At 47.4% G+C, this 21425-nt stretch carries 19 protein-coding genes; 5 read left to right on the plus strand and 14 right to left on the minus strand.

Translation table 11 applies throughout. The features are described from left to right. Nucleotides 1-90 precede the first annotated feature (90 nt). From M3630_RS23365 to M3630_RS23400, 8 genes are all read right to left on the minus strand, one after another. Nucleotides 91-789: an LrgB family protein gene (locus M3630_RS23365; protein WP_221868351.1), complete on the minus strand. Its 699-nt coding sequence runs from the start codon at nt 787-789 to the stop codon at nt 91-93. Then, nucleotides 767-1156: a CidA/LrgA family protein gene (locus M3630_RS23370; protein ID WP_221868352.1), complete on the minus strand. Its 390-nt coding sequence runs from the start codon at nt 1154-1156 to the stop codon at nt 767-769. The genes M3630_RS23365 and M3630_RS23370 overlap by 23 nt, the downstream gene beginning before the upstream one ends. Nucleotides 1157-1270: 114 nt before the next feature. Beyond that, the gene (locus tag M3630_RS23375) at nt 1271-2167 is read right to left on the minus strand and encodes a LysR family transcriptional regulator (protein WP_251253710.1); all 897 of its coding nucleotides are present in this window, start codon (nt 2165-2167) and stop codon (nt 1271-1273) included. A 111-nt stretch (nt 2168-2278) separates the two neighbouring features. Continuing rightward, nucleotides 2279-3391 carry an Ig-like domain-containing protein gene (locus M3630_RS23380; protein WP_251253711.1) on the minus strand — a complete coding sequence of 371 codons (1113 nt, stop codon included), beginning with the start codon at nt 3389-3391 and terminating at the stop codon, nt 2279-2281. A 93-nt stretch (nt 3392-3484) separates the two neighbouring features. Beyond that, nucleotides 3485-4675, minus strand: coding sequence for an ROK family transcriptional regulator (locus M3630_RS23385; protein ID WP_251253712.1), 1191 nt, complete (start codon nt 4673-4675; stop codon nt 3485-3487). A 132-nt stretch (nt 4676-4807) separates the two neighbouring features. Further along, a complete protein-coding gene (gene metA, locus M3630_RS23390) occupies nt 4808-5728 on the minus strand; it encodes a homoserine O-acetyltransferase MetA (RefSeq protein ID WP_106785588.1) in 921 nt (306 codons plus the stop codon). Nucleotides 5729-5870: 142 nt separating this feature from the next. Continuing rightward, on the minus strand, nt 5871-7130 hold the full coding sequence (locus M3630_RS23395) for a Glu/Leu/Phe/Val family dehydrogenase (protein WP_251253713.1): 1260 nt from the start codon (nt 7128-7130) through the stop codon (nt 5871-5873). 197 nt (nt 7131-7327) lie between these two features. Beyond that, on the minus strand, nt 7328-8776 hold the full coding sequence (locus M3630_RS23400) for a nicotinate phosphoribosyltransferase (protein WP_251253714.1): 1449 nt from the start codon (nt 8774-8776) through the stop codon (nt 7328-7330). Between the two features lie 145 nt (nt 8777-8921). Here M3630_RS23400 and M3630_RS23405 point away from each other — a divergent pair, with 145 nt between their 5' ends. From M3630_RS23405 to M3630_RS23415, 3 genes are all read left to right on the plus strand, one after another. Next, nucleotides 8922-9572 (plus strand): MOSC domain-containing protein, encoded by a 651-nt coding sequence (locus M3630_RS23405; protein WP_173611237.1) that lies wholly within the window; start codon nt 8922-8924, stop codon nt 9570-9572. A gap of 15 nt (nt 9573-9587) precedes the next feature. After that, entirely contained in the window at nt 9588-10274 is a 687-nt protein-coding gene (rluF, locus tag M3630_RS23410) for a 23S rRNA pseudouridine(2604) synthase RluF (RefSeq protein WP_251253715.1), read from the plus strand. A gap of 213 nt (nt 10275-10487) precedes the next feature. After that, nucleotides 10488-10688 (plus strand): cold-shock protein, encoded by a 201-nt coding sequence (locus tag M3630_RS23415; RefSeq protein WP_007721941.1) that lies wholly within the window; start codon nt 10488-10490, stop codon nt 10686-10688. Nucleotides 10689-10887: 199 nt separating this feature from the next. Here M3630_RS23415 and M3630_RS23420 read toward each other — a convergent pair whose 3' ends face one another. Then, complete coding sequence (locus M3630_RS23420) at nt 10888-12315, minus strand: aminotransferase-like domain-containing protein (RefSeq protein WP_251253716.1); 1428 nt, start codon at nt 12313-12315, stop codon at nt 10888-10890. A gap of 109 nt (nt 12316-12424) precedes the next feature. Between M3630_RS23420 and M3630_RS23425 the strand changes: the two genes are divergently transcribed. Then, entirely contained in the window at nt 12425-13348 is a 924-nt protein-coding gene (locus tag M3630_RS23425) for a DMT family transporter (protein ID WP_232774767.1), read from the plus strand. A 181-nt stretch (nt 13349-13529) separates the two neighbouring features. Here the strand turns inward: M3630_RS23425 and M3630_RS23430 are convergent, their stop codons facing one another. From M3630_RS23430 to M3630_RS23450, 5 genes are all read right to left on the minus strand, one after another. Further along, nucleotides 13530-14507, minus strand: coding sequence for a DUF4367 domain-containing protein (locus M3630_RS23430; RefSeq protein WP_251253717.1), 978 nt, complete (start codon nt 14505-14507; stop codon nt 13530-13532). Continuing rightward, the gene (locus tag M3630_RS23435) at nt 14485-15057 is read right to left on the minus strand and encodes an RNA polymerase sigma factor (protein ID WP_251253718.1); all 573 of its coding nucleotides are present in this window, start codon (nt 15055-15057) and stop codon (nt 14485-14487) included. The genes M3630_RS23430 and M3630_RS23435 overlap by 23 nt, the downstream gene beginning before the upstream one ends. A 249-nt stretch (nt 15058-15306) precedes the next feature. Further along, nucleotides 15307-15633 carry a DUF1904 family protein gene (locus M3630_RS23440; protein ID WP_251253719.1) on the minus strand — a complete coding sequence of 109 codons (327 nt, stop codon included), beginning with the start codon at nt 15631-15633 and terminating at the stop codon, nt 15307-15309. 73 nt (nt 15634-15706) lie between these two features. Beyond that, nucleotides 15707-17764, minus strand: a complete 2058-nt coding sequence (locus tag M3630_RS23445) for an ABC transporter ATP-binding protein (protein WP_251253720.1) — start codon at nt 17762-17764, stop codon at nt 15707-15709. Between the two features lie 4 nt (nt 17765-17768). Further along, nucleotides 17769-19520 (minus strand): ABC transporter ATP-binding protein, encoded by a 1752-nt coding sequence (locus M3630_RS23450; RefSeq protein WP_251253721.1) that lies wholly within the window; start codon nt 19518-19520, stop codon nt 17769-17771. Nucleotides 19521-19916: 396 nt separating this feature from the next. Here M3630_RS23450 and M3630_RS23455 point away from each other — a divergent pair, with 396 nt between their 5' ends. Continuing rightward, entirely contained in the window at nt 19917-21275 is a 1359-nt protein-coding gene (locus M3630_RS23455) for a TrkH family potassium uptake protein (protein ID WP_251253722.1), read from the plus strand. The last annotated feature ends 150 nt before the right edge of the window (nt 21276-21425 follow it).

Below are 21425 nucleotides of genomic sequence, written 5' to 3' on the forward strand. Positions count from 1 at the left end.
TCACCACTATCTTGTGTATTTTTATTCATTTAATTTTATTTTTATACGATTATTATAATACAAAAAGGGGCTATCTAACAGCCCCTTCCTTCACACAGCCAGCCACGACATAATCACGGGCAGCAAGGCAAACGCCCACACTACTGTAATCATCGCTCCGGCGATCACAGCCAAAGTCGCACTGCTTCCTTCTGTTTCCCCACGCTCAAACGCTTTTACCATCCCCAACGCATGTGCACCCATTCCGTACATCAAGCCGATGGAAACAGGATGACGGAGCCTCATTCTCTTGATGATTTTGGGAGCAAGAAAAACGCCTGCGAAGCTGGTCAGCATGCCAAATACCGCTGTCATCGTAGGCATTCCGCCAATCGCCTCGGTTACGCTCACCGCAATAGGCAGAGTAATCGAGCGAGGAATGACGCTAATCGCCGCTTCTTTTCCCAATCCGACGAGCATCGTCGTAGATACTCCTGCAATGATGGCAATCAGGGAACCCGTAGCGAGACTCGTCAAAATCATCCGGCGATGCGCCATTAACACCGACCAATTTCGGTACAGCGGAATCGCAAACGCCACTGTGACTACGCTCATCATCTCACTAATGAGCGAGGTTGCTTCACTATACACCTGATAAGGAATGCCTGCGAAAAGCAAAAACAGAATCAATCCAATCGGCGCCAAAACAGCCGGAGAAAACAGCAAAGACGGTCTTTTCTTATTGAAACGTTTGGCCCCATAGAAGAAAACGAGTGTCAGAATCACGCTAGACGTTTTCCACAGGATCATGCTGTTTCACCTCTCCACGATTGAACATGCGCTCAGCAACAACACCTGTCGAAATCATCACAAGCGCACAACCGCTCACGACGACCACAAGCACCAGCAATCCTTTTATACCTAATAACCATGGATACTGCATCATCCCGACCAGCGATGGTACGAAAAACAGGATCATCTGCGAGAATAACAGAGTCGCTCCTGCTTCCACCCATTGTAGACGAATCAAACCGGTATATAGACAAATGAACAAAAGCGCGAGTCCGATCAGACTGCCGGGAACTGGAAGGTGAAAAAACAAGCTCACCCATTTCCCAAGCCAGGTGAAGCCGAACAAAAGCAAAACTTGTGCGATGATGGAGAACCATCTTTTCATCGAGACCACCCCAGTTGCTCTACAAAGGTTGTTCAAAAAGTTACTGTTTGAACGAGTTACCTTCATTCTAAGCCGTCCCGATTCCATTCGTACAATACATAAAAATCATCATTTCTATTCCATTTGGTTATGACTGTACATTTTCTCTACAAACGATATAAAAGCCTTTGTCGCATGCGATAAATACCCTTCTTTTCGATAAATCAAGGCATACTGCCAGTCAATCACCGGGTACGAAATGTTGACAGTGTGCAATTGTCCGTTATTCAAGCGTCTCACGATGGATCGTGGAATGAGTGAGATCCCCAGCTGAGTAGCCACCATCTCTCCGACAAAATCCCATAAAGAGCTCATGTAAGCGACTTTCGGTTCAAAGCCGGACAGCTTGCACGCTTGGCGCACCACATCATGCATCGCGTACTCTTCGGTAAACAAAATGAAAGCCTCGTCCTTGAGCTGTTCCAAGCTCACCTCATCGACTTCCGCGAGCCAATGCTCCCGATGCACGATCGCGACGAGGTCCTCTGCGAGCAAGGGAACCGCCACAAATTTTTCTTGATCCGTTGGAAGAACGGTTAATGCTACATCGATGCTGCCTTGCTCCATTTGGATTTCAAGCAGCTTGGCGCTGTATTCCTTCATCTCGATATCGATGCCTGGATACTGCTTTTTAAACAAGGCGATTACATTCGGCAAGAGAAAAGAACCCACTGTCGGCATCATACCCAGTTTGACCCGACCACGCTCGACATTTCGCAATTCTGCAATCGCCGACGACATGCCTTCCATAAGCTGCAACACTTTGGTCGCATAGCTGTAGACCATTTCCCCAGCGTCTGTCAGATCCATTTTCCGCTCCGTCCGATCCAGCAGAACTACCTCTAGCTCTTCTTCCAATGCCTTGATCATTTTGCTGATAGAAGGCTGGGAGACGTGAAGGGATTGCGCGGCCTTCGTAAAGTTTTTATGTTTAACTACTTCCACAAAGTATTGCAGCTGTCGAATATCCATGATGCCCTCCGTCTTCGTCCAATCAAAAGCGTTAGCTACAGATTACCACAGGCTAGAGTATGCGAAAAAGCCAGGTACGCAGTCGCGCCCTGGCTTTTCCTCCAGCGTGAGTTACTTCACGGTTACTTGTATTTTTACGACTTTTCCATTATACGTCGCCGCAATCGTTGCACGACCTGCTTTTACAGCCGTGATCTTGCCATCCGCTACAGTCACAACGGAGCTGTTCGTGGAGATCCAGTCTGCATCGGTTGTGACGTCAACCTTGGTTTTGTCGGTATAGATAACAGATACCTTTAAGTCTTTTGATTCGCCGACTTTGAGATCGGCCTTTTTCATGTCAAATTCCAATTTGGAGATGACAGCAGACTCTACAGGGATCATGATCGTCTTACCACCGTAAGTTGCTTTGATTCTCGTTTTGCCTGAGCCTACAGTTGTCACGACTCCGTTTTCAACTGTGGCGACTTTTGCATCGTCGGATGTCCACTTGGCTTTGCTTGTTACATCGACTTTTTCTTTGGTAGACAGGGTAGCCAGCAGCGTAATCGACTGGGTAGTGTCTGGACGCAGGTACAGCTTTTTCTTATCACTGTCCAGCTTGGAGACGACATCCACCTCTACTGGAATGGATACGCTTTTTCCACCGTACTTCACTTTGAGCTTCGCTGTGCCCGAGCCTACTGCCGTAACCAATCCATTCGCTACCGTTACAATCTCTGTATCATTGCTTTCCCACTCTGCCTGAGCCGTTACATCAGCAGTAGATTTGTCAGAGAAGGTCGCAGTTGCGTTTACCTGTTTCGTGCCTCCCACGCCGAGAGCCAGTTTCTTCTGGTCAGCAGTGAGCTTGGAAATCACATCGATCTCAACAGGGACATTCACATTTTTGCCCCCAAAGCTTGCTTTCACTCTTGTTTTCCCGGAACTAACTGCTGTAACCAAGCCCTTGTCAACGCTTGCGATGTCACTGTCAGAGGAAGTCCACTCCGCTTGCTGTGTGACGTCTTCCGTTGTTTTATCTGTGTATTGAACGCGGACGTTCAACTGCTGTGTCCCCGCTTTTTTCAACTTTACTGTCTTTGTATCAACCACAAGCTTGGAAATCTTCTTCTGCGTACTTGTCGTCGAAGAATTTGCCAACGCCGGTACTTGACCGACACCGGAAAAGATTAGCCCAACGGTAACAGCCGTAGCGAGCATCCCTTTTTGCCAGTTTTTCATACTCACATCCCTCTCCTTTTCCTCTCTACTTTTCCACCATTTCCTATATCGGCTAAACGGCCGTACTTGTTGAATACAAAATGGCCAAGCAAGTCATGATTCTTCTGCCCATCTCCCTGCCAAGGGTGCAAAGTGTTGCATTGCCAAAGCTCCTGCTCCCATCACGATCGCCTCCCCCTTCAATTCAGAAGGGATGACACGGAATTTCCCCTTGAATGGCTCCCAGATCACTTGATCGCTATGCTCCTCGACCAAGTCAATGATTTCGCGATAATTCTCTACCAAATCACCGCTTACAATCACGGTATCTGGATTGTACATGCACACAATATTGTTAATCGTGATTCCGAGGTACAACGCAGTACGTGAGACAATTTCCTTCGCCCAGCGCTCTTCGTTTCTCGCCGCCGCGAAAACCTGTCGGACATCACTGACATCCTTCACCCGACGCGCTTCTATGATCAAAGAATTTTCGTCTATGTAGGTTTGCAGGCATCCTCGTTTTCCGCATTCGCACAGATTCCCATTCGGATCGAGCGTCGTATGCCCCAGCTCTCCTGCGCTATTGGAGCCCCCGCGAAACACTTCGCCATTGATAATCAACGCAGAACCGATACCCGTGCCAATGCCGATCAGGGCTGTCTTGTTCGAGCCTTTGGCAGATCCGTACAAGTACTCCGAGAGAATTTTCACCTTCAAATCGTTGTCGATAACGGTTTTGATTTTCAGCCTTTTTTCAATCAGGCTGGCGAACGCTACGTCCTTCCAGTCCAGCGTAGTGGATAGCTGAACAATCCCTCGCTCATAATTGATCACCCCAGGCATTCCAATACCGATCCCGACCACTTTTTCTAGCGGAATACCGGTCTGGTTGAGCATCCCTTCGATCTCGTTACAAATCAGTTCAGCCGTTTCTTCCGGTGTAGAATCCTGTGTTTTATGATCCATCCGGTGCTGTGCAATAATCGCTTCGCTAAAGTCCATGATCCCAAAGCTGATGCGTTTTTTTGCCATATCCACGCCAATTGTATAAATGCCTCCCGGCTGGATGTCGAGCATGATTGCCTTCCTGCCCACACCTGATGAGGTAAGCTCTGTCTCTCGAATCAGTCCTTCTTCGCACAGCTCGCTGACAAATCTGCCAATCGAGGTGGCACTCATCCGCGTAATTTTGGCGATTTCCGCTCGCGATATCGGTCTCTGCTTTTTGATAATGTCGAGGATCATTTGCTTGTTATGCTGCTTGGTGACGTCCTGATCTTGTTTCATGATTTTTTTCATCATACAAAACTCCCATCTTGCTTGAATTCCCGGTAGTATTCCTGCGCGATTATTCTCACACTACCTGTCGCCATTTATTACGTCAACCGGGCCAAACAAAAACCATCCGAATCACCTCGGATGGCTGCTGCGTTGCTATCGCTTGTTGTTGTTCAAATCATACGGTGTCTCTTGGTAAACGTAATAGTTTAACCAGTTGGAAAACATCAAATTCGCATGTGCGCGCCAAGTGACGATGGGCTCGCGGCTTGGATCGTCCTTTGGATAGTAATTACGCGGAACAGCTATATCCAAGCCTTTGTTCACATCCCGCTGGTACTCATCTTGCAGGGTCGTCGGATCGTACTCGGAATGTCCTGTCACGAAAATTTGTCTGCCATCCCTCGTCGCTACGATGTAAACCCCTGCTTCATCAGACTCGGACAAAATCTCCAGTTCAGGCACTTGCTCGATGTCTTCCCTGCGATTTTCGGTATGCCTGGAATGCGGGATGTGGAAGTAGTTGTCAAATCCGCGGAACAGCTTCACATTTTGCTTATTGAGTGTATGAGGGAAGATTCCGAACATTTTTTCTGGCAAAGGATGCTTCGGAACGCCAAAGTGGTGGTAAAGACCCGCTTGTGCTCCCCAACAAATATGCAGGGTCGACGTGACGTTCTCCATTTTCCAATCGAGAATTTCTGTTAGCTCCTGCCAATACGTGACGTCGGTGAACTCGAGCTGTTCGACTGGCGCTCCGGTGATGATCATGCCATCAAATCGCTGGTCACGGATCTCCTCAAACGTTTTATAAAACATCGATAAATGTTCTTCCGACGTATTTTTGGACGTATGACTGGACATGTGCAATAGCACGATTTCCACCTGTAGCGGCGTATTCCCCAAGAGACGGAGCAACTGTGTTTCCGTTGTTTCCTTCACGGGCATGAGGTTGAGAATGACGATCCTGAGCGGTCGTATGTCCTGTGTGAAGGCACGACTATCCTTCATCACAAAAATATTTTCTTGGGCGAGTATTTCCGTTGCAGGCAATTCGTCGGGCAATTTGATTGGCATAAAGATCCCCCTTTCCATCCTTTGAACACAGGTAGAAAAACAATAATCCGACAAATTCGACAAAAATACTTGCCTTCCTGCTAATCCCGCAGGGGAAAATGAAAAAATCCCCTTGCAAGCAAGTTGCAAGAGGTCTCTTCCCTTAAATCCAGCCGCGCGCTTCCATCGCCTCCGTAATTCGCAAAAGCGAGATCATATAAGCTCCCGTGCGCAAGTCCACCTTGTATTGATCAGAGAGCTCTTTCACGGCCCGATAAGCATTAATCATGGTCGTTTGCAGCTTTTCGTTTACCTCAACCTCGGACCAGTAGTAATTCATCAGGTTTTGCACCCATTCAAAATAAGAAACGGTTACGCCACCTGCATTGGCGAGAATATCCGGGATCACGGTAATCCCTTTTTCCCGCAAAATGGCATCTGCATCGGGTGTAGTAGGTCCGTTAGCCGCTTCTGCAATCCACTTGGCCTGAATGCTGTGGGCATTCGCTGCTGTGATGACATTTTCCAACGCGGCCGGGATCAGAATATCCACTTCGAGCTCCAACAGTAGTTCATTGGAGATGACCGTACCACCTGCATACTCCAATATAGTGGCGTTGTCCTTTAACTGGCCTACCTTTTCAATGTCCAAGCCGACAGCATCATAAATTCCTCCGCGTGAGTCACTGACCGCCACGATTTTGAAGCCCAGCTCTGTTAAAAGCCTCGCTGCTATTCTTCCCGCATTGCCAAAGCCTTGAATCGCGACTGTTGTTTGTTCCGGCTTGCGCCCAGAATCTTTTAACGCCTCCAATATTGTAAAGACACATCCCCGGGCAGTCGCTTCGTTTCTTCCCTTGGAGCCGCCGACCGAGAGAGGTTTTCCCGTGATCACTCCCGGAGAATAGCTGCCTTTTAATCGACTGTACGTATCCATCATCCAGCCCATGATTTGTGGGGTCGTATACACATCAGGTGCAGGTATGTCTGTCTCAGGTCCGACAATATCAGCGATAGCTTCCATGAAGCCGCGGCTGACTCGCTCCAGCTCATTTTTGCTGAACTCGTGAGGATCACATATGACACCGCCTTTTCCGCCGCCATAAGGAAGACCAACCACGCCACATTTGAATGACATCCACATGGAGAGCGCCTTGACTTCATCCATCGTCACATCAGGATGAAAGCGAATCCCGCCTTTGGTTGGTCCTACCGCATCATTATGCTGTGATCGGTAGCCTTCAAAGACACGCACGCTGCCATCGTCCATCTTGACAGGAAAGCTGACGGCCAATACGCGTTTGGGTCGCTTTAAAATTTCTACAGCATCGCTACGCAAACCCAACAATGCCGCTGCAGCATCAATCTGTTTTTGCACAATTTCGTATGGATTCAGGTTTTCTTTCTCTACAGTATTTAGCATCTCTCTTCCTCCCCAATACTTTTCACATGCATTTTCTACATCACCTTGGCGCAGAACTAAAGGATGAATGGAGTAATTATATACGATGAAAGTAAATTCAGACAATTTATTTTCTTTGTTTTCACATTATTGTGTTATTTTTGGCAAACAAATAAAAAACGCCTGATGCATCCTCACGACACATCAGACGTTTTTCCCTATTTTTTCAAATACGCCTTCATCAGCTTTGTTTTCGTCTCCCACATCTCTTCGCTGATGTGCAGGCGGTAATGCTCCGGATTCAGCATGCGCAAGTATTCAGGCCAGAATAGCTTGAGTTGCTCACGATGGTAGTTGCGAATCTCTTGGAGGGTCGGCAGTTCATAAACCAGTTCCCCATCCACAAATATCGGAATGAGCAGCGACTCTGCCTGGTAGTTCTCCAAATTCTTGCTCAAATACGTATGGCTCGGATGGAACAAATGGAGAGGGGCTCCATCATCGACCGTTGTTTCATGTGGGAAGCACATGTAGTCAGCAATCGCTTTCCCTGTTTCCGGATCAATCAATCGGTACATATCTTTGATGCCCGGCGTTGTGACTTTTTCCGGATTCCCGGAGATTTTGATGGTCGGCTGATATTTTCCGTCAGCGCCTTCGCGTGCCACCAGCTTGTATACGCCTCCGAGTGTCGGCTGATCCGCTGCCGTGATGAGCTGCGTTCCTACTCCCCAGCTATTGACGCGTGCTCCTTGTACCTTCAGATTCATAATCGTGTGCTCATCGAGATCGTTGGAAGCGACAATTTGCACATCGGTCATGCCCGCCTTATCAAGCATTTCGCGTGTCTTGCAGGACAAATACGTCAAGTCGCCACTGTCAAGGCGCACCGCCGTCAGCTTTTTGCCTTGTTTCTCCAGGCGTTTTCCGACCTTAATTGCATTCGGAACGCCGCTTTTGAGCGTATCGTAAGTGTCGACCAGCAAGGTTACCTGTCCTGGTAGAGCTGCTGCGAAGCGCTCAAATGCTTCTTCCTCACTCTCAAAGCTCTGTACCCATGAGTGAGCGTGCGTCCCTTTTGTCGGAATGCCAAACATTTTCCCTGCGAGCATGTTCGAGGTCGCGTCGAAGCCAGCCAAGTACGCTGCCCGCGTCCCCCACAGCGCAGCATCTGCCTCCTGCGCCCTTCTTGTTCCGAACTCCATAAGAACATCATTGCCCGCCACGTTTTTAATCCGCGAAGCTTTGGTCGCAATCAGCGTCTGGTAGTTCATGTAGTTCAACAGAGCCGTCTCAACCAGCTGTGCCTCCATGACACGCCCCTCTACGCGAATCAACGGCTCATTCGGGAAAACCACGGTTCCTTCCTTCACGGAGTAGAGAGAGCCGTTAAAACGAAGCTGGCGCAGCTCTTCCAAAAACTTCGGATCGTAGTTCTCCTCCTGCTCACTCAAATACTTGAGATCGCTTTCTTCAAAACGCAAATTTTTTATATAGGAAACAATTCGTTCCAATCCGGCAGATACAGCGTACCCGTTTCCAAAAGGCAGCTTGCGGAAAAATGCTTCGAAAACGACCTTCTGATTGTGTGTTCCGTTTACCCAATGGGCGTACATCATGTTGATTTGATATTTATCTGTGTGTAGTGCCACACCAAATGATTGCATGTCACTGAGGCCTCCTGTGTATTCCTTTCTATCATCATACCAGAAGCGTCCGCTGGTGCCCATCCGCTGTGGAGGATATTAGGGAATGTGGTATAGTATGGGGATAAAAAGAGAAGCAATCGTACAGGCTGGGAGTGAGCATTAGTTGAGCAGAAAAATCGTTACAATTAGTAAAGGATTACCTAAAAGTAATATGTACAACGGCAAGGAATATCTCTCCGGAATTTGGAAGGAAGAAGCAGACGAGCTCGTTGTCCGTTCCGAGAAAATTGCTGACGACGATATCGCGAATCCAGAGTACCACGGTGGGCCAGACCGCGTCGTCTGTGCGTATCCTTTTGAACATTATGCCCATTGGGAGAAGTTATTCGGCCAGCCTCTGACCATTGCGGCATTCGGAGAAAATCTCACGCTCGCTGGCATGACAGAGGAGCAGGTCTGTATCGGGGATGTGTACCAATTCGGTGATACCATCCTGCAAGTGACCCAGGGCAGATTTCCTTGCGCGACGATCAACAAGCGAAACAACAATAACCAGTTGCTCAAAGCGGTGGTGGAAATGGGCTATACGGGCTATTTCTTCCGCGTCTTGCAGGAAGGGACGATCAAGCCAGATTCAGAGATTACCCTAATCTCTGCTCATCCGAAGCAAGTCAGTGTGGCTTCCATCCATCACTTATACTTCCACGACAAGTCACCTTCCCAAGAGACGATACAGCGTATGCTTGAGGTGGAGGAATTGGCCCTTCCTTGGCGGAATAAACTACTTGAAAAACTGGAAAAGCAGCAGCAATAGCGAAAGGAATGTCTCATGCGAATTAATAAGTTCATCAGTGAAACCGGCATTTGCTCGCGAAGAGAAGCCGATAAATTAATCGAGGCCAAGCGCGTGACGATCAATGGTCAACTCGCGGAACTGGGAAGTACGGTTGCGTCAGGAGATGACGTGCGCATCGATGGGCAACCGCTCGGTGTCAAAAAGAAAGATGTCTACATCGCCCTGAACAAGCCTGTTGGAATTACGTGTACCACTGAACTGCACGTCAAAGGCAATATCATCGATTTCGTCAATCACCCGGAACGGATTTTTCCCATCGGGCGTCTGGATAAGGATTCGCAAGGCCTCATCCTGTTAACCAATGACGGGGATATCGTAAACAAAATTTTGCGTGCCGAGAACAATCATGACAAAGAGTACATCGTCACCGTAGACAAGCCCATCACAGCGAATTTCTTGCACGGAATGGCAAACGGCGTACGTATTCTCGGAACGACTACAAAGCCTTGCAAAGTAACCAAAGTCAGCGACCGCGTCTTCAATATTGTGCTGACACAAGGACTGAATCGACAAATCAGACGGATGTGCCAGGCTTTTGGTTATCAGGTAAGAAAGCTTGAGCGGATACGCATCATGAACATTGCCCTGGGGAATTTGAAATTGGGGCAATGGCGCAATCTGACGCCCAAGGAATTGACTGATCTGAATAAAAGCTTATGAAATCAGGACGGGTTGGAGTTAGTATAGTGGCCCATCTATATTTTCTTTCATAAATATACGCGAATAATTTGCTATCCTTTCAATATCCTGTTATGCTAATAGAGAATTATTTTTGTTCGAAGCAACGGATAGCGTAGATAGCAAATTTCGTCTAGATGATCCTGAGAGCAAGGATAGTAATATATGTGTGTTACACACTAGGAGGCAATAACAATGGAACAAGGTACAGTAAAATGGTTTAACGCAGAAAAAGGTTTTGGTTTTATTGAGCGCGAAGGTAAAGAAGACGTATTCGTTCACTTCTCCGCTATCCAAGGCGACGGTTTCAAATCCCTGGACGAAGGTCAAAAAGTTACTTTTGACGTAGAGCAAGGCCAACGCGGACCACAAGCTACTAACGTTCAAAAAGTTTAATTTAACCAAACACAAAAAACAGACTCCTGTAAGGGTGTCTGTTTTTTTGTTGTCTGAGACACAAATAAAAACCCTACTCACGTAAATCGAGTAGGGAATGCTACAGAACAGTAAATGGTAGACTCAGTATAACACAGTACATCGCACTTCTTAAAATTTTTATATTTTCAAATACGGATTATTCAACCCAGCCCTTCCTTTATTCCTCTATGTTCAACTGACGAACCGTATTGACGAGCCTTTGCATTCCATCCCGCAGCTGTTGTTCATTCAAATAGGAATAACTGATGCGTATCCAAGAGCTTAACTCCCGCAGCGGATCACAGATCGCACCGGGCACAAACGTAATCGATTGTTCTATGCATTTCGCCAAAAGACTATCCATCGGGACGGAATCAGGCAGCTTTACCCATAAATTAAAGCCTCCTGGTGGACTGGACCACTCCCAGTCGGTCACAGACAGCTCTTCCTCCATAATATCCCGGCGAATGGCCAATGCAATCCGCAGCTTCGCCAAATGCTGCTGCATCCGTTCAGAGAAGAAATAATGCAAAAAAATCTTTTGATTCAGCAGGGGCGCCCCACTGTCGGACAGTGATTTCGCCTGAATCAAATAATTCATAATAGATGGACGGCATGCCACAGTCGCAATACTCAACCCCGGCCCGATGTACTTGCTAAAGCTGCGCAGATAGATGACATAGCCTGCCGTGTCGTAAGAAAAAAACGGCAGTGGAGGCTCGTCACCGAAGTAAATATCGCGGCACGGATCATCCTCTACGATCAGACACTGATACTTCGCAGCCAGCTCCACCAGTCTCTTCCGTTGTTCAGCGGGAACCGTATACCCTGTCGGATTGTGAAAGGTCGGATTGAGATAAAACAGGCGTGGTTTTTCTTTTTGCATCAACAGTTCAACCTGCTCCAAATCATAGCCATCCGGCGAAATCTCGATGGAAATCATGTTGGCGCCCTGTCTTCCGAATACATCGATGGCCGGACTGTACGTAGGTCTCTCAATCAACACGACATCACGCGGCTTTACAAGGACTCTGGCAACCAAATCAATCGCTTCCTGCGAACCAGATGTAATCATCAGCTCATCGGGGGACAGGTGAAAATGATTACGGCTAACATAATAGCTGCACAGTGCTTCCCGCAGCTCCTGATCTCCCTGTGTGGTTGAGTAGGTACCCAGCACTTTTGGATACAGATCAAACACTTTCTTCACGTACTCGGAAAAGTAATGATTCGGCAATAAATTAGGTTCGATCAATGCTTTGGAAAATTGATAGGTCGCCTGCACCTGATGAATTTCCGAAAGATAACTCTTGTGCACATAGGCAGAAACGATTGGATCATTCATCGACTCCACTGGCAACAGGCTGCTCGGTTGTACATAATACCCCGACTTATCCTTCACGTACACATGGCGGTTTTGCTTTAATAATTGAAATGCTTTAAAAACCGTCAGGCGATGCACATTCAATTCCAACGCCAACGTTCGAACAGATGGGAGCTTTTCATGTGCCCTCCACTCATCGCGTCTGATTCGGTCCAGAAGATAGTCATACACTTGTTCGAACAGCTTATCAGAATGACTGTTTGAAAGAGCCTTCCTTTTCATGCCGCTCCCCCCTTCCCCCATGATAATGGATGGATCTTTGTATCTGTTCTATTCCATTTCATCTGTTCTATTCCCTTCCCCTTATCATGAGGAAAAGGGAGGAATCATAATGGTACTGCTTAATTATGTGGTCATGTGCTTGATATTCGGAACGACTTTTCTGGCAATCAAAGTCGGGATCGATGCTGGAGCTCCGCCGTTTTTCTCAGGAGGACTTCGGTTCTTTCTGGCAGGTGTCATTTTGTTTTCATTCATGCTCTGGAAAAAACAGGCGCGTCTCTCGCTGCTGTTTCATAAAGAAATGCTCCTTACCGGTATCGGCTTGACGTTCGGGACATTTGCCCCCTTGTATTGGGCAGAGCAGCATGTAAGTTCAGGAATTGCAGCGATATTATCTGCAACAGGCCCTCTCATGGTGATGCTGCTTCAAACCGGTATTACTCGGCAAAAGCCCCCCGGTATTGCGTTGGCGGGTTGCTTGGTTGCCTTTGTCGGTGTCTTTTTGCTGATTTTACCCGGTGTGACCATCTCATTCAGTCTCCTTTGGCTTGCAGGGTGCATGGCAGTCATATTCGGGGAAATCTTTTATTCTGCTGGTGCAGTATACTCCCGGAGCGTCATCCAACGGTTTCAAGATACCTCACCCATCGCTTTGAATGCGGCACAGATGATGTATGGAGGAGCCATGCTGCTTGTCTTATCGTTATTTACAGAGCAAGTGCATATCGAATCGATGCTCACGGCTAATGCGATCCTCTCGCTCCTGTACTTGGTCTTCGTTGGTTCCATGATGGGGCACACCATTTTCTATTGGCTTGTTGCCAAAACCAACCCTGTGTTTCCATCCACGTGGCTCTATATCTCTCCGTTGATTGCCTTAAGCTTGGGCGTCATCCTGTACAATGAACCGCTTTATCTCCTGTCGTTAGCAGGGGGAATCACGATTATTGTCGGGATTATCCTGATTAATATGAATGGCTTGAAACAGTTGATGGGCAAAAAGGCAAACAAGCTACGTGATGTAAGCAATTAGCGAAAGAAAAGGAGTACCACAAGCCAAACTGTGCTTTGTGGTACTCCTCTATTTGGATTATGGTTATTTCGTTTCGTTGATCTGCTCGGCGATTTTGATCAGCTCGTCTTTGGATGCCACTTTCTCGCTAGCACGAACAGAATATTGCGGCTTGGGTCACCCACAATGAGGGAATTTATCATTATTTCGCTTGATTGATTTGTTCCGCCATTTTCAGCAGCTCTTCTTTCGTGCTTACACTCATCTTGGCTCTCAGGCTATAGTTTACCTTTGTCCCATTTTTCACCCAACCCAAAGAGTGAACGGTGTCCCCGTTTTTAGGTGCGAAAGTGGAGTACACGGCTTCATTGTCGCCAATCATGACTTTCTCCAAATTCTCCGCAAGTGTACCTCCACTTTTATTCTTGTCATCCAGGATCGAAACTTCTACGAAAGCACTCCCTTTTTGGCCCTTGTACTCGATCTCTGCATTACGAAGCTTGTCTGATAACGGAATTGGTTGTACCACGTATTCTTTTTTCGTTCTTTCTTGTTCCTCTTTCATCGCCTTCTCATCATACTTGTCACTTGGAAGATAGATCGCTTCACCTGCTACAAACTTGAAATCCGTCCCCATCTCAGCCGGCACCTTGAACAGATGGCCAACCTTTTGTTCCATGTCCTTCCACGTTGTATAGGTAAAAGGCTTGGATCGTACATCTACGAACGGAGTACTGTTTGGATTTGATTCCAACTGAAGTTTTGTCAGCGGCCAATAAATGGCAACCGCTTCTCCAGGTTTTAATCCATTGACGATTTGTTCTCCCGTATCCAACTGTTTAAAAATCTCTGCATTTCGATTCTTGATCTGATCCTTTATGTCCGGGGGTAGCTGTTGCATCTTTTGTTCCTGTTCTTGCATACTCATTTGTTTAAGCTTTAGCACTACTTCGCCCTTCTCATTTTTCAACTGGATCATTTCCATCCCCGCCCATACGGAAGACGCTCCGACGAGCATACCTACAGTGACTAGCAAACCGATTTTCTTTTTCACGACTTTCTCCTCCTTGTTTTCCTTGGCACGAATTGCTGCCATGACTTTATGTTTGACATCGACTTTCGGGACTGGCTTTGCTACCAGCATGTCTCGCATATGCTTAAACGGATTTTTGTCCATCATTCAGCACCCCTTCCGTCGTTGGCAAATAACGTTTGCACTTTTTTAAAACACGCTCGAATTGCTTGCGCAGAGCCGCAGCCTTTTTGTCCATCAGCTCCGCAATTTCCTCGTACTCTCTTTCCTCTAGCACACGCAAGAAAATGAGTGTTCGTTCTTCGGCGGACAGCCGTTTCCAAATACGCTCGAGCGGCTCCCCGAAATAATTGCTCTCGATGCTCTCCTCGACATAATTGCGTCCATCCTGATCCCGGTTGTACAAAAAGGGCAACACGCGACTTAATTTCCTGCGCTTCAGCACATTCGCACAATGGTTGTAAGCGATCCGGTACAGCCATGCAGAAAATGACAGCGAGTACGTATACTGGTCAAGATGCTCGTAGGCACGAAACAGGACTTCCTGGACAGCGTCTTCCGCATCTTGGCGATGACCGAGCATGTGATAGCAGTATGTAAAGATCGGTTGTTGATAGTGATCGATAATGAGTTCGTATTGCTCAAGAGAACCTGCTTTTATCTCAATCAGCAGGCGCTCTATCTCTGTTTTTTCCACTGTTTGCCCTCCTCTCACTATGAATAACAACTAGCATCTTTTGTTTGTGACACCTATTTTAGAAATTTTTGGTTTTGTGAATTAAATTTCGTTCTAAATAAAAAAGGTGCTCCACCCGTCTCATACGAAATACCTCGTACTTACGGAAGGAACACCCTTATTCCATGCTTGTATTCATTTATTTGTCCGTACTCTTGTCGAATGTCTTAATTCTTTCCCGGGAAATCGACAGCACCTGTCGGCAGCTCTTTAGAAATGCTCTCCGTTGGCATAATAGCTTTCTTTTTGATAAGCGACAAATGCCATTTCCACTTCTGGGATGCCAAGAGATAGGACATGCTTTGTTACAATTTGGGCAAACTGGTCACGAACTTCTTGCCCACGCTCGAACCACGCTACTTCGATAAAAGGAAACGACTCCACAATTTTCTCGCCAAAAACGCCTGTCGTCTGTAAGCATTCGATTGTGAAATTATCCGTGCCGCATTGGCAGAGTGCAGCAAGCTCCACTGCAAGCGGTTCGCTAATCGTGGCCATTTGTTCAGCTTGAATGCCTCGAACGATAAGATGTGGCATGATGATCCCTCCTGAAAAGTCCATACTTCTATGCTCTATCTTACCGTTCAAGAGGCAAAAAGAGTAGAAAAAACTAGGCCAGAGCTGCGGCGCTCCCGTGCTTACCTACTGCCTCTTGCACCCGCACTTCTTTGTTCCCTTGCTGCAATTGATACATCTGATAGTACCTGCCTTGCTTCTCCATCAAGTCTTCATGCTTTCCTCGCTCTACAATTCTGCCACGATCCAGTACGAGAATTTGATCTGCATTTTTGATCGTAGACAGGCGATGAGCAATGATGAAGGTCGTTCTCCCTTTTTTCAACACTTCAAGTGCATTTTGAATAATGCCCTCTGTTTCCGTGTCAATGCTGGCAGTCGCTTCATCCAGAATGAGGATAGCCGGGTCAAACGCGAGAGCACGCGCAAACGAAATCAACTGACGCTGTCCGAGTGAAAGCGTGCTGCCCTTCTCGATAACAGGTTCATCGAATCCTTGCGGAAGACTGCGGAACAGTTGGTCTGCCCCTACATCACACAAGGCCTTCTCCACTTTTTCCGGCGAAATCGACGGATCATTCAGACTCACATTGGAACGAATTGTTCCTGTAAACAAAAACGGGTCCTGCAAAACAATAGCCATATGCTGCCGAAGCTGCTGTTTGGAAAACGACTGGACATTGCGCCCATCAATCATAATCGCTCCTCTGTTAACATCATAGAAGCGGAGTAACAGATTGATAATCGAGCTTTTTCCCGAGCCTGTGTGACCAACCAGTGCCACTGTCTCTCCTGGCCAAGCTTCGAATGAAATGTTTTTCAACACGTATTGGTCGTCTTTGTAGGCAAAAGAAACATCGTCAAAACGGACATTCCCCTGATAGCACGGAACCTTTATAGGATCAACGTCAACGCCTTCTTCATCCAGCAATTCAAAAACACGTGATGCCGCAACGAGAGATTGCTCCAGGTTCGCCAATTGGTTGACGATTTGTGTCATTGGCTGGAACAAGCGGTTGAGATAATCGACGAATGCGTAGAGGACACCAAGCGAGAGCAGTGTACCTATCCCAAGGGACGCTCCGCCGAAATACCAGATGAACAACACAAACGCGATATTGCGGATGAACTGAACCAGGTTAAACGAAGCGGTCGCATTGAGCCGTAGCATTTTATTTTGATAGGTGAACAGTTCTTCGTTTAGTTCGCCGAATTCCCGCATCGTTTCCTTTTCTCTGCGAAATGCCTGAATGATCGGCATCCCTTGGATCGACTCATTGATCATTCCGTTGATGTCACTGATGCGTGCCCGTATGACATGGTTGAATGCAGAGGCGTACTTGCGGTACAAGTAAATCCACACGACCATGATTGGCAAAATGACTAGACAAACGAGCGCGAGCCGTACATCAAGCAAGAACAGCGCTGCGAAAATACCGACTAAATAAATCCCGCTCGTAATAAAGTTGCCGAGCACATTCGTAAACAGCTCCCGGATTGCCTCCGTATCGTTTGTGACACGAGCAACCACCTTCCCGGCAGGGAGATGATCGAAATATTGAATCGGTAATCGTTGAATATGCGCGAACACATCAATACGCAGTCTCTCGATGACCTGATTCGCTGATTTTTGCCATAAAAATTTTTGTCCATAATGGAAAAGTGAGGCAACTACCAATAATCCGAAATAGAGAGCTGCCAGTGTGAGCAGGCCGCTTGTCTCTGGCCGAAAAAATTCGAATATCTCCTGATTGCTTAAGAGAGTGGCCTGGTACTCCGCTCGATCCGCACCTTTGACAATGACGAGCTTCCCATCCTCAATGGAGCGCTGCCCATCATACGAAATCGCCTGATTCAAGAAATAATAGTCGCGTCCTACTTGTAAAACACGAACTTCCCCACCTGTGCTCTCCCCTGCTGCCAAGTGGTCCTGTCTCGTGTAGTACTTCCCTTTGTATAACACGGAATCCTCACGCTGTGCCGTCTCATACCACGGGAATTCAATGCCCATGATGTGCGTATCGATCATTTTTTTTGCCAAAAACGGTCCCGTCAGTTCTGCCCCAACCGAGATGGACAGCATCAATATCGCCAGAAGGATCGTCTTTTTAAAAATGGATGCATAATGGACTAGCCTTTTCCCTGTCGTCATTCATTCACCCGCTTTCTGTCAGAGTCGCTTCAATCTGCTGTTTCTCGAATTGTTCTTTATACCAACCGCCCAGCTCCACTAGCTGTGCATGTGTACCTTCCTCGACGATTCGCCCTTCGTCCATGACGAGAATCCAATCTGCATGCTGGACGGCCGATAAGCGATGTGTGGTGATCAGTGTTGTTTTACCTGCACGCTCCCGGCGAATATTGGCGATCATCTCCGCTTCGGTTTTTCCATCCACCGCTGACATGGCATCATCGAGAATCAAGATCTCCGGATTGACCAAAAGAGCCCGGGCAATCGAGACCCGCTGTTTTTGCCCGCCAGAAAGGGCTACGCCTTTTTCACCAACGAGCGTTTGCAAGCCTTCAGGCAGTAGTTGCACATCCCTAGCAAACGCTGCCTGCTTCAATACTTCCTGTAATTGTTCTTCTGTTGCCTCGTTGTTCCCGAACAGGATGTTTTCGCGGACTGTCTTCGAGAACAGAATCTGCTCCTGCGGTACATAGCCGATCCAGCTCTTGATGTTATCCAGGCTGATCTGTTCTAGCGCCTCTCCCGAAACACTGATAGCTCCCCGTCCTACCGGAAATTCGCGAAGCAACTGTCGCACCAGCGTGGATTTTCCGCTTCCCGTACGCCCGACGATTCCTAGCGTTTGCCCCCGACCAAGGGTAAAGGAGACATTCACTAGTTGGTCAACCTGCGCAGATGGATAGCGGAATGTCACGGAGTCAAATCGAATGACTTCTGGTACTGCAATATGAACCGGTCTGTCGTGATCCGTCACATCGGCTTCGTAAGCCAAGGTTTCATTGACCCGATCCAGCGAGGCACTTCCTCTCTGCATTACATTGATCAATTCGCCAATCGCAAACATCGGCCAAATGAGCATCCCGAGATAGACGTTAAACGAGACCAGCTCTCCCAAGGTCAGTTCTCTTTGAAACACAAGATAGCCACCGTAGATCAAGCCGATCATATAACTGATCCCAACCAATATTTTGACGGTCGGCTCAATCAACGAATCGATTCTCGCTACATCGATATTTTTTTGATACACTTCATGTGTTTTTTGACGAAAGCGCTCCTGATCCGCCATTTCCTGTACGTAAGCTCGAATCACACGAACACCAGAGACAGATTCCAGTACGCGATCGTTTAGCTCGCCAAACGAGGATTGTGCGGTTGAAAATCGCTCGTGAATTTTTTTCCCATACTGCTTGATGATATAGGCCATGAACGGCAATGGAAGGATCGCCGCTAAGGTCAGCTTCCAACTGATCAAAAAGCCCATTGTCAGCACGATTGCCCCTGTAAAAGATAGCGAATCCACCATCGTCAAAATCCCGAAGCCTGTCGTCATTGAGACAGCCTTGAGGTCATTTGTCGCTCGCGCCATCAGATCACCGGTACGATTGCGCTGATAAAACGTTGGCGTCATCCGCAAAAAATGCGTCATAAGCTTCGAACGCAACGTCCGTTCCGCCAGAAACGCTCCCCCGAACAGCTGGCGAATCCAGATAAAATTGACCCAATAAATCGCGACAGACAATACGCCGAAAAACAGCAAAATGGATACCAGCCGCTCTCCAGTTAGCGTCCCCAGGTGAATCTCATCAATAGCCACCCCGATGATTTTTGGAGGGATAATCTCCAGTAGGCCGCCTAGAATCAATAGCAGAATAGCGACCGTATAACGTTTCCAATGCTCCTTGAAAAACCAATCAAGCTTTGCCAAAACCGAGAACATCTTTTGTTTCTCCCCTCTCTTTAGCTGGCTGGGTGCCTTTTTTAGGGACAAAAAAGACACATCGCCCGTGAGCAACATGCCTTTTCCTCAACAAAAATAGAAAAGGCGCAGGCTACAAAAGGTAACCTACGCCATGTTAACGAGATCAAAAAAACGATACTACGCTCGTATCAATGGTGGGGTTACGTCATGTATGCCCTTGTATGGATGACCCATGCGTACAATTCTTTTCATGACTAGCCCACCTTTCCATTAATATTTTGAATTTCCAATAAATACTTCTGAACTTTACCATTATTGCGGATACATTGTCAACTGATCTTTTCCGTGCTTTTGCTTCCCTTCATTTATTTGGTATGATAATCCTCATGAAGCTTATTCAGGAGGCCATTTATTTTGTTATCATCCAATCAAAAGCGTCGATTGACATCTGTTCAAATCATCGTGTTCGCCTACGTTGGGCTCATTCTGATCTCAGCGTTTCTTCTGTCATTGCCGTTTTTTCACTTGCCGGGAGCCTCTCTTTCTTTTATCGACTCTTTGTTTACCGCGGCGAGTGCCATCAGCGTTACCGGGCTGACTGTCATTACGATTCATGAGGTTTTCAACCAGTGGGGGATTCTCTTTCTTACGTTGCTCTTCCAGGTTGGTGGGGTCGGAATCATGACACTGGGAACGTTCATCTGGATCCTCATGGGCCAAAAAATCGGCCTGGAACAACGCATCTGGATCGCGACGGACCACAACCGCTCCACATTGTCCGGTCTGGTCGACCTGATGCGCAATATTCTCGTGATTGCACTCTTGATCGAGCTAGCGGGAACCATCCTGTTAGGCAGTCATTTTATTTACGCCGGCTACTACGACGACTGGTACACCGCGTTCTACCACGGTTACTTTGCCTCTGTCAGTGCTTTTACGAATGCCGGGTTTGACCTGCACGGAAACTCCATGCTCGACTTTACCCACGATTATGTGTTTCAGACTATCGTGATGATCTTGATTATTTGTGGAGCGATCGGGTTTCCCGTCCTCGTGGAACTGAGAACGTACTTTTCCTATCGCCGTGCAAAAGTGCGTTTCACCTTTTCGCTCTTCACCAAGATTACAACACTGACGTTCTTTTCCTTGATCGCCATTGGTGCCCTGCTCATTTTCGTTTTTGAACGAAATCAGTTTTTGACCGATAAGACCTGGCATGAAATGTTGTTCTATTCGTTGTTTCACTCCGTCTCTTCGCGAAGCGGCGGCTTGGCTACGATGGATATCAGTCTCTTGTCGACCACAACACTCATCATGCTCTCCGGGATGATGTTCATTGGCGCCTCGCCGAGCAGCGTGGGCGGTGGGATACGCACCACGACGTTCTTCGTCCTGATTGCCTCGGTTTTTGCCAACATGCGTGGCTACAAGGAAGTAAAGGTGTTCGGAAGAGAGCTGGTTGATGAGGACATTCAGCGCTCCTTCACTGTCTTTTTCATCGCGATCATCCTGGTGTTCACAGCGGTCATGCTGCTCGTCTGGCTGGAGGATTTACCTTTCCAGCACGTCTTGTTCGAGGTCTGCTCTGCATTCGGTACGACCGGATTGTCTACCGGGATAACGGCTCAGATGGGCATAGGCGGCAAGCTCATTCTGATTATTACGATGATGATCGGACGTATCGGGATTATCAATTTGCTCCTCTTCTTGAAGCGCAATGACCGAATCGTACGCTACCATTATCCGAAAGAACGCATTATCATTGGTCAATAGAGAAAAGGAAATCCCCCAAAGCTAGTGAAGTGACCCAGTAAATTGAGACAAGGAAAAAGCACCTCCTGAATCGTATTCCAAATATGATTCTAAGGAGGTGCTTCTTTAATGGGCACAAGAGTGCATTACCCAGAAGAAGTAAAATGGCAA

Origin of the sequence: Brevibacillus sp. MER 51, from assembly GCF_023714195.1 — a bacterium.
Lineage (GTDB): Bacteria > Bacillota > Bacilli > Brevibacillales > Brevibacillaceae > Brevibacillus.

Bases quoted from the DNA above. Each gene is read 5' to 3' on its own strand.
- M3630_RS23380 (WP_251253711.1), bottom strand. From the start codon at position 3,391: ATGAAAAACTGGCAAAAAGGGATGCTCGCTACGGCTGTTACCGTTGGG.
- M3630_RS23445 (WP_251253720.1), bottom strand. From the start codon at position 17,764: ATGACGACAGGGAAAAGGCTAGTCCATTATGCATCCATTTTTAAAAAG.
- M3630_RS23400 (WP_251253714.1), bottom strand. From the start codon at position 8,776: ATGCAATCATTTGGTGTGGCACTACACACAGATAAATATCAAATCAAC.
- rluF (WP_251253715.1), top strand. From the start codon at position 9,588: ATGCGAATTAATAAGTTCATCAGTGAAACCGGCATTTGCTCGCGAAGA.
- M3630_RS23370 (WP_221868352.1), bottom strand. From the start codon at position 1,156: ATGAAAAGATGGTTCTCCATCATCGCACAAGTTTTGCTTTTGTTCGGC.
- M3630_RS23420 (WP_251253716.1), bottom strand. From the start codon at position 12,315: ATGAAAAGGAAGGCTCTTTCAAACAGTCATTCTGATAAGCTGTTCGAA.
- M3630_RS23440 (WP_251253719.1), bottom strand. From the start codon at position 15,633: ATGCCACATCTTATCGTTCGAGGCATTCAAGCTGAACAAATGGCCACG.
- M3630_RS23450 (WP_251253721.1), bottom strand. From the start codon at position 19,520: ATGTTCTCGGTTTTGGCAAAGCTTGATTGGTTTTTCAAGGAGCATTGG.
- M3630_RS23430 (WP_251253717.1), bottom strand. From the start codon at position 14,507: ATGATGGACAAAAATCCGTTTAAGCATATGCGAGACATGCTGGTAGCA.
- M3630_RS23375 (WP_251253710.1), bottom strand. From the start codon at position 2,167: ATGGATATTCGACAGCTGCAATACTTTGTGGAAGTAGTTAAACATAAA.
- M3630_RS23415 (WP_007721941.1), top strand. From the start codon at position 10,488: ATGGAACAAGGTACAGTAAAATGGTTTAACGCAGAAAAAGGTTTTGGT.
- M3630_RS23425 (WP_232774767.1), top strand. From the start codon at position 12,425: ATGGTACTGCTTAATTATGTGGTCATGTGCTTGATATTCGGAACGACT.
- M3630_RS23385 (WP_251253712.1), bottom strand. From the start codon at position 4,675: ATGATGAAAAAAATCATGAAACAAGATCAGGACGTCACCAAGCAGCAT.
- M3630_RS23395 (WP_251253713.1), bottom strand. From the start codon at position 7,130: ATGCTAAATACTGTAGAGAAAGAAAACCTGAATCCATACGAAATTGTG.
- M3630_RS23365 (WP_221868351.1), bottom strand. From the start codon at position 789: ATGATCCTGTGGAAAACGTCTAGCGTGATTCTGACACTCGTTTTCTTC.
- metA (WP_106785588.1), bottom strand. From the start codon at position 5,728: ATGCCAATCAAATTGCCCGACGAATTGCCTGCAACGGAAATACTCGCC.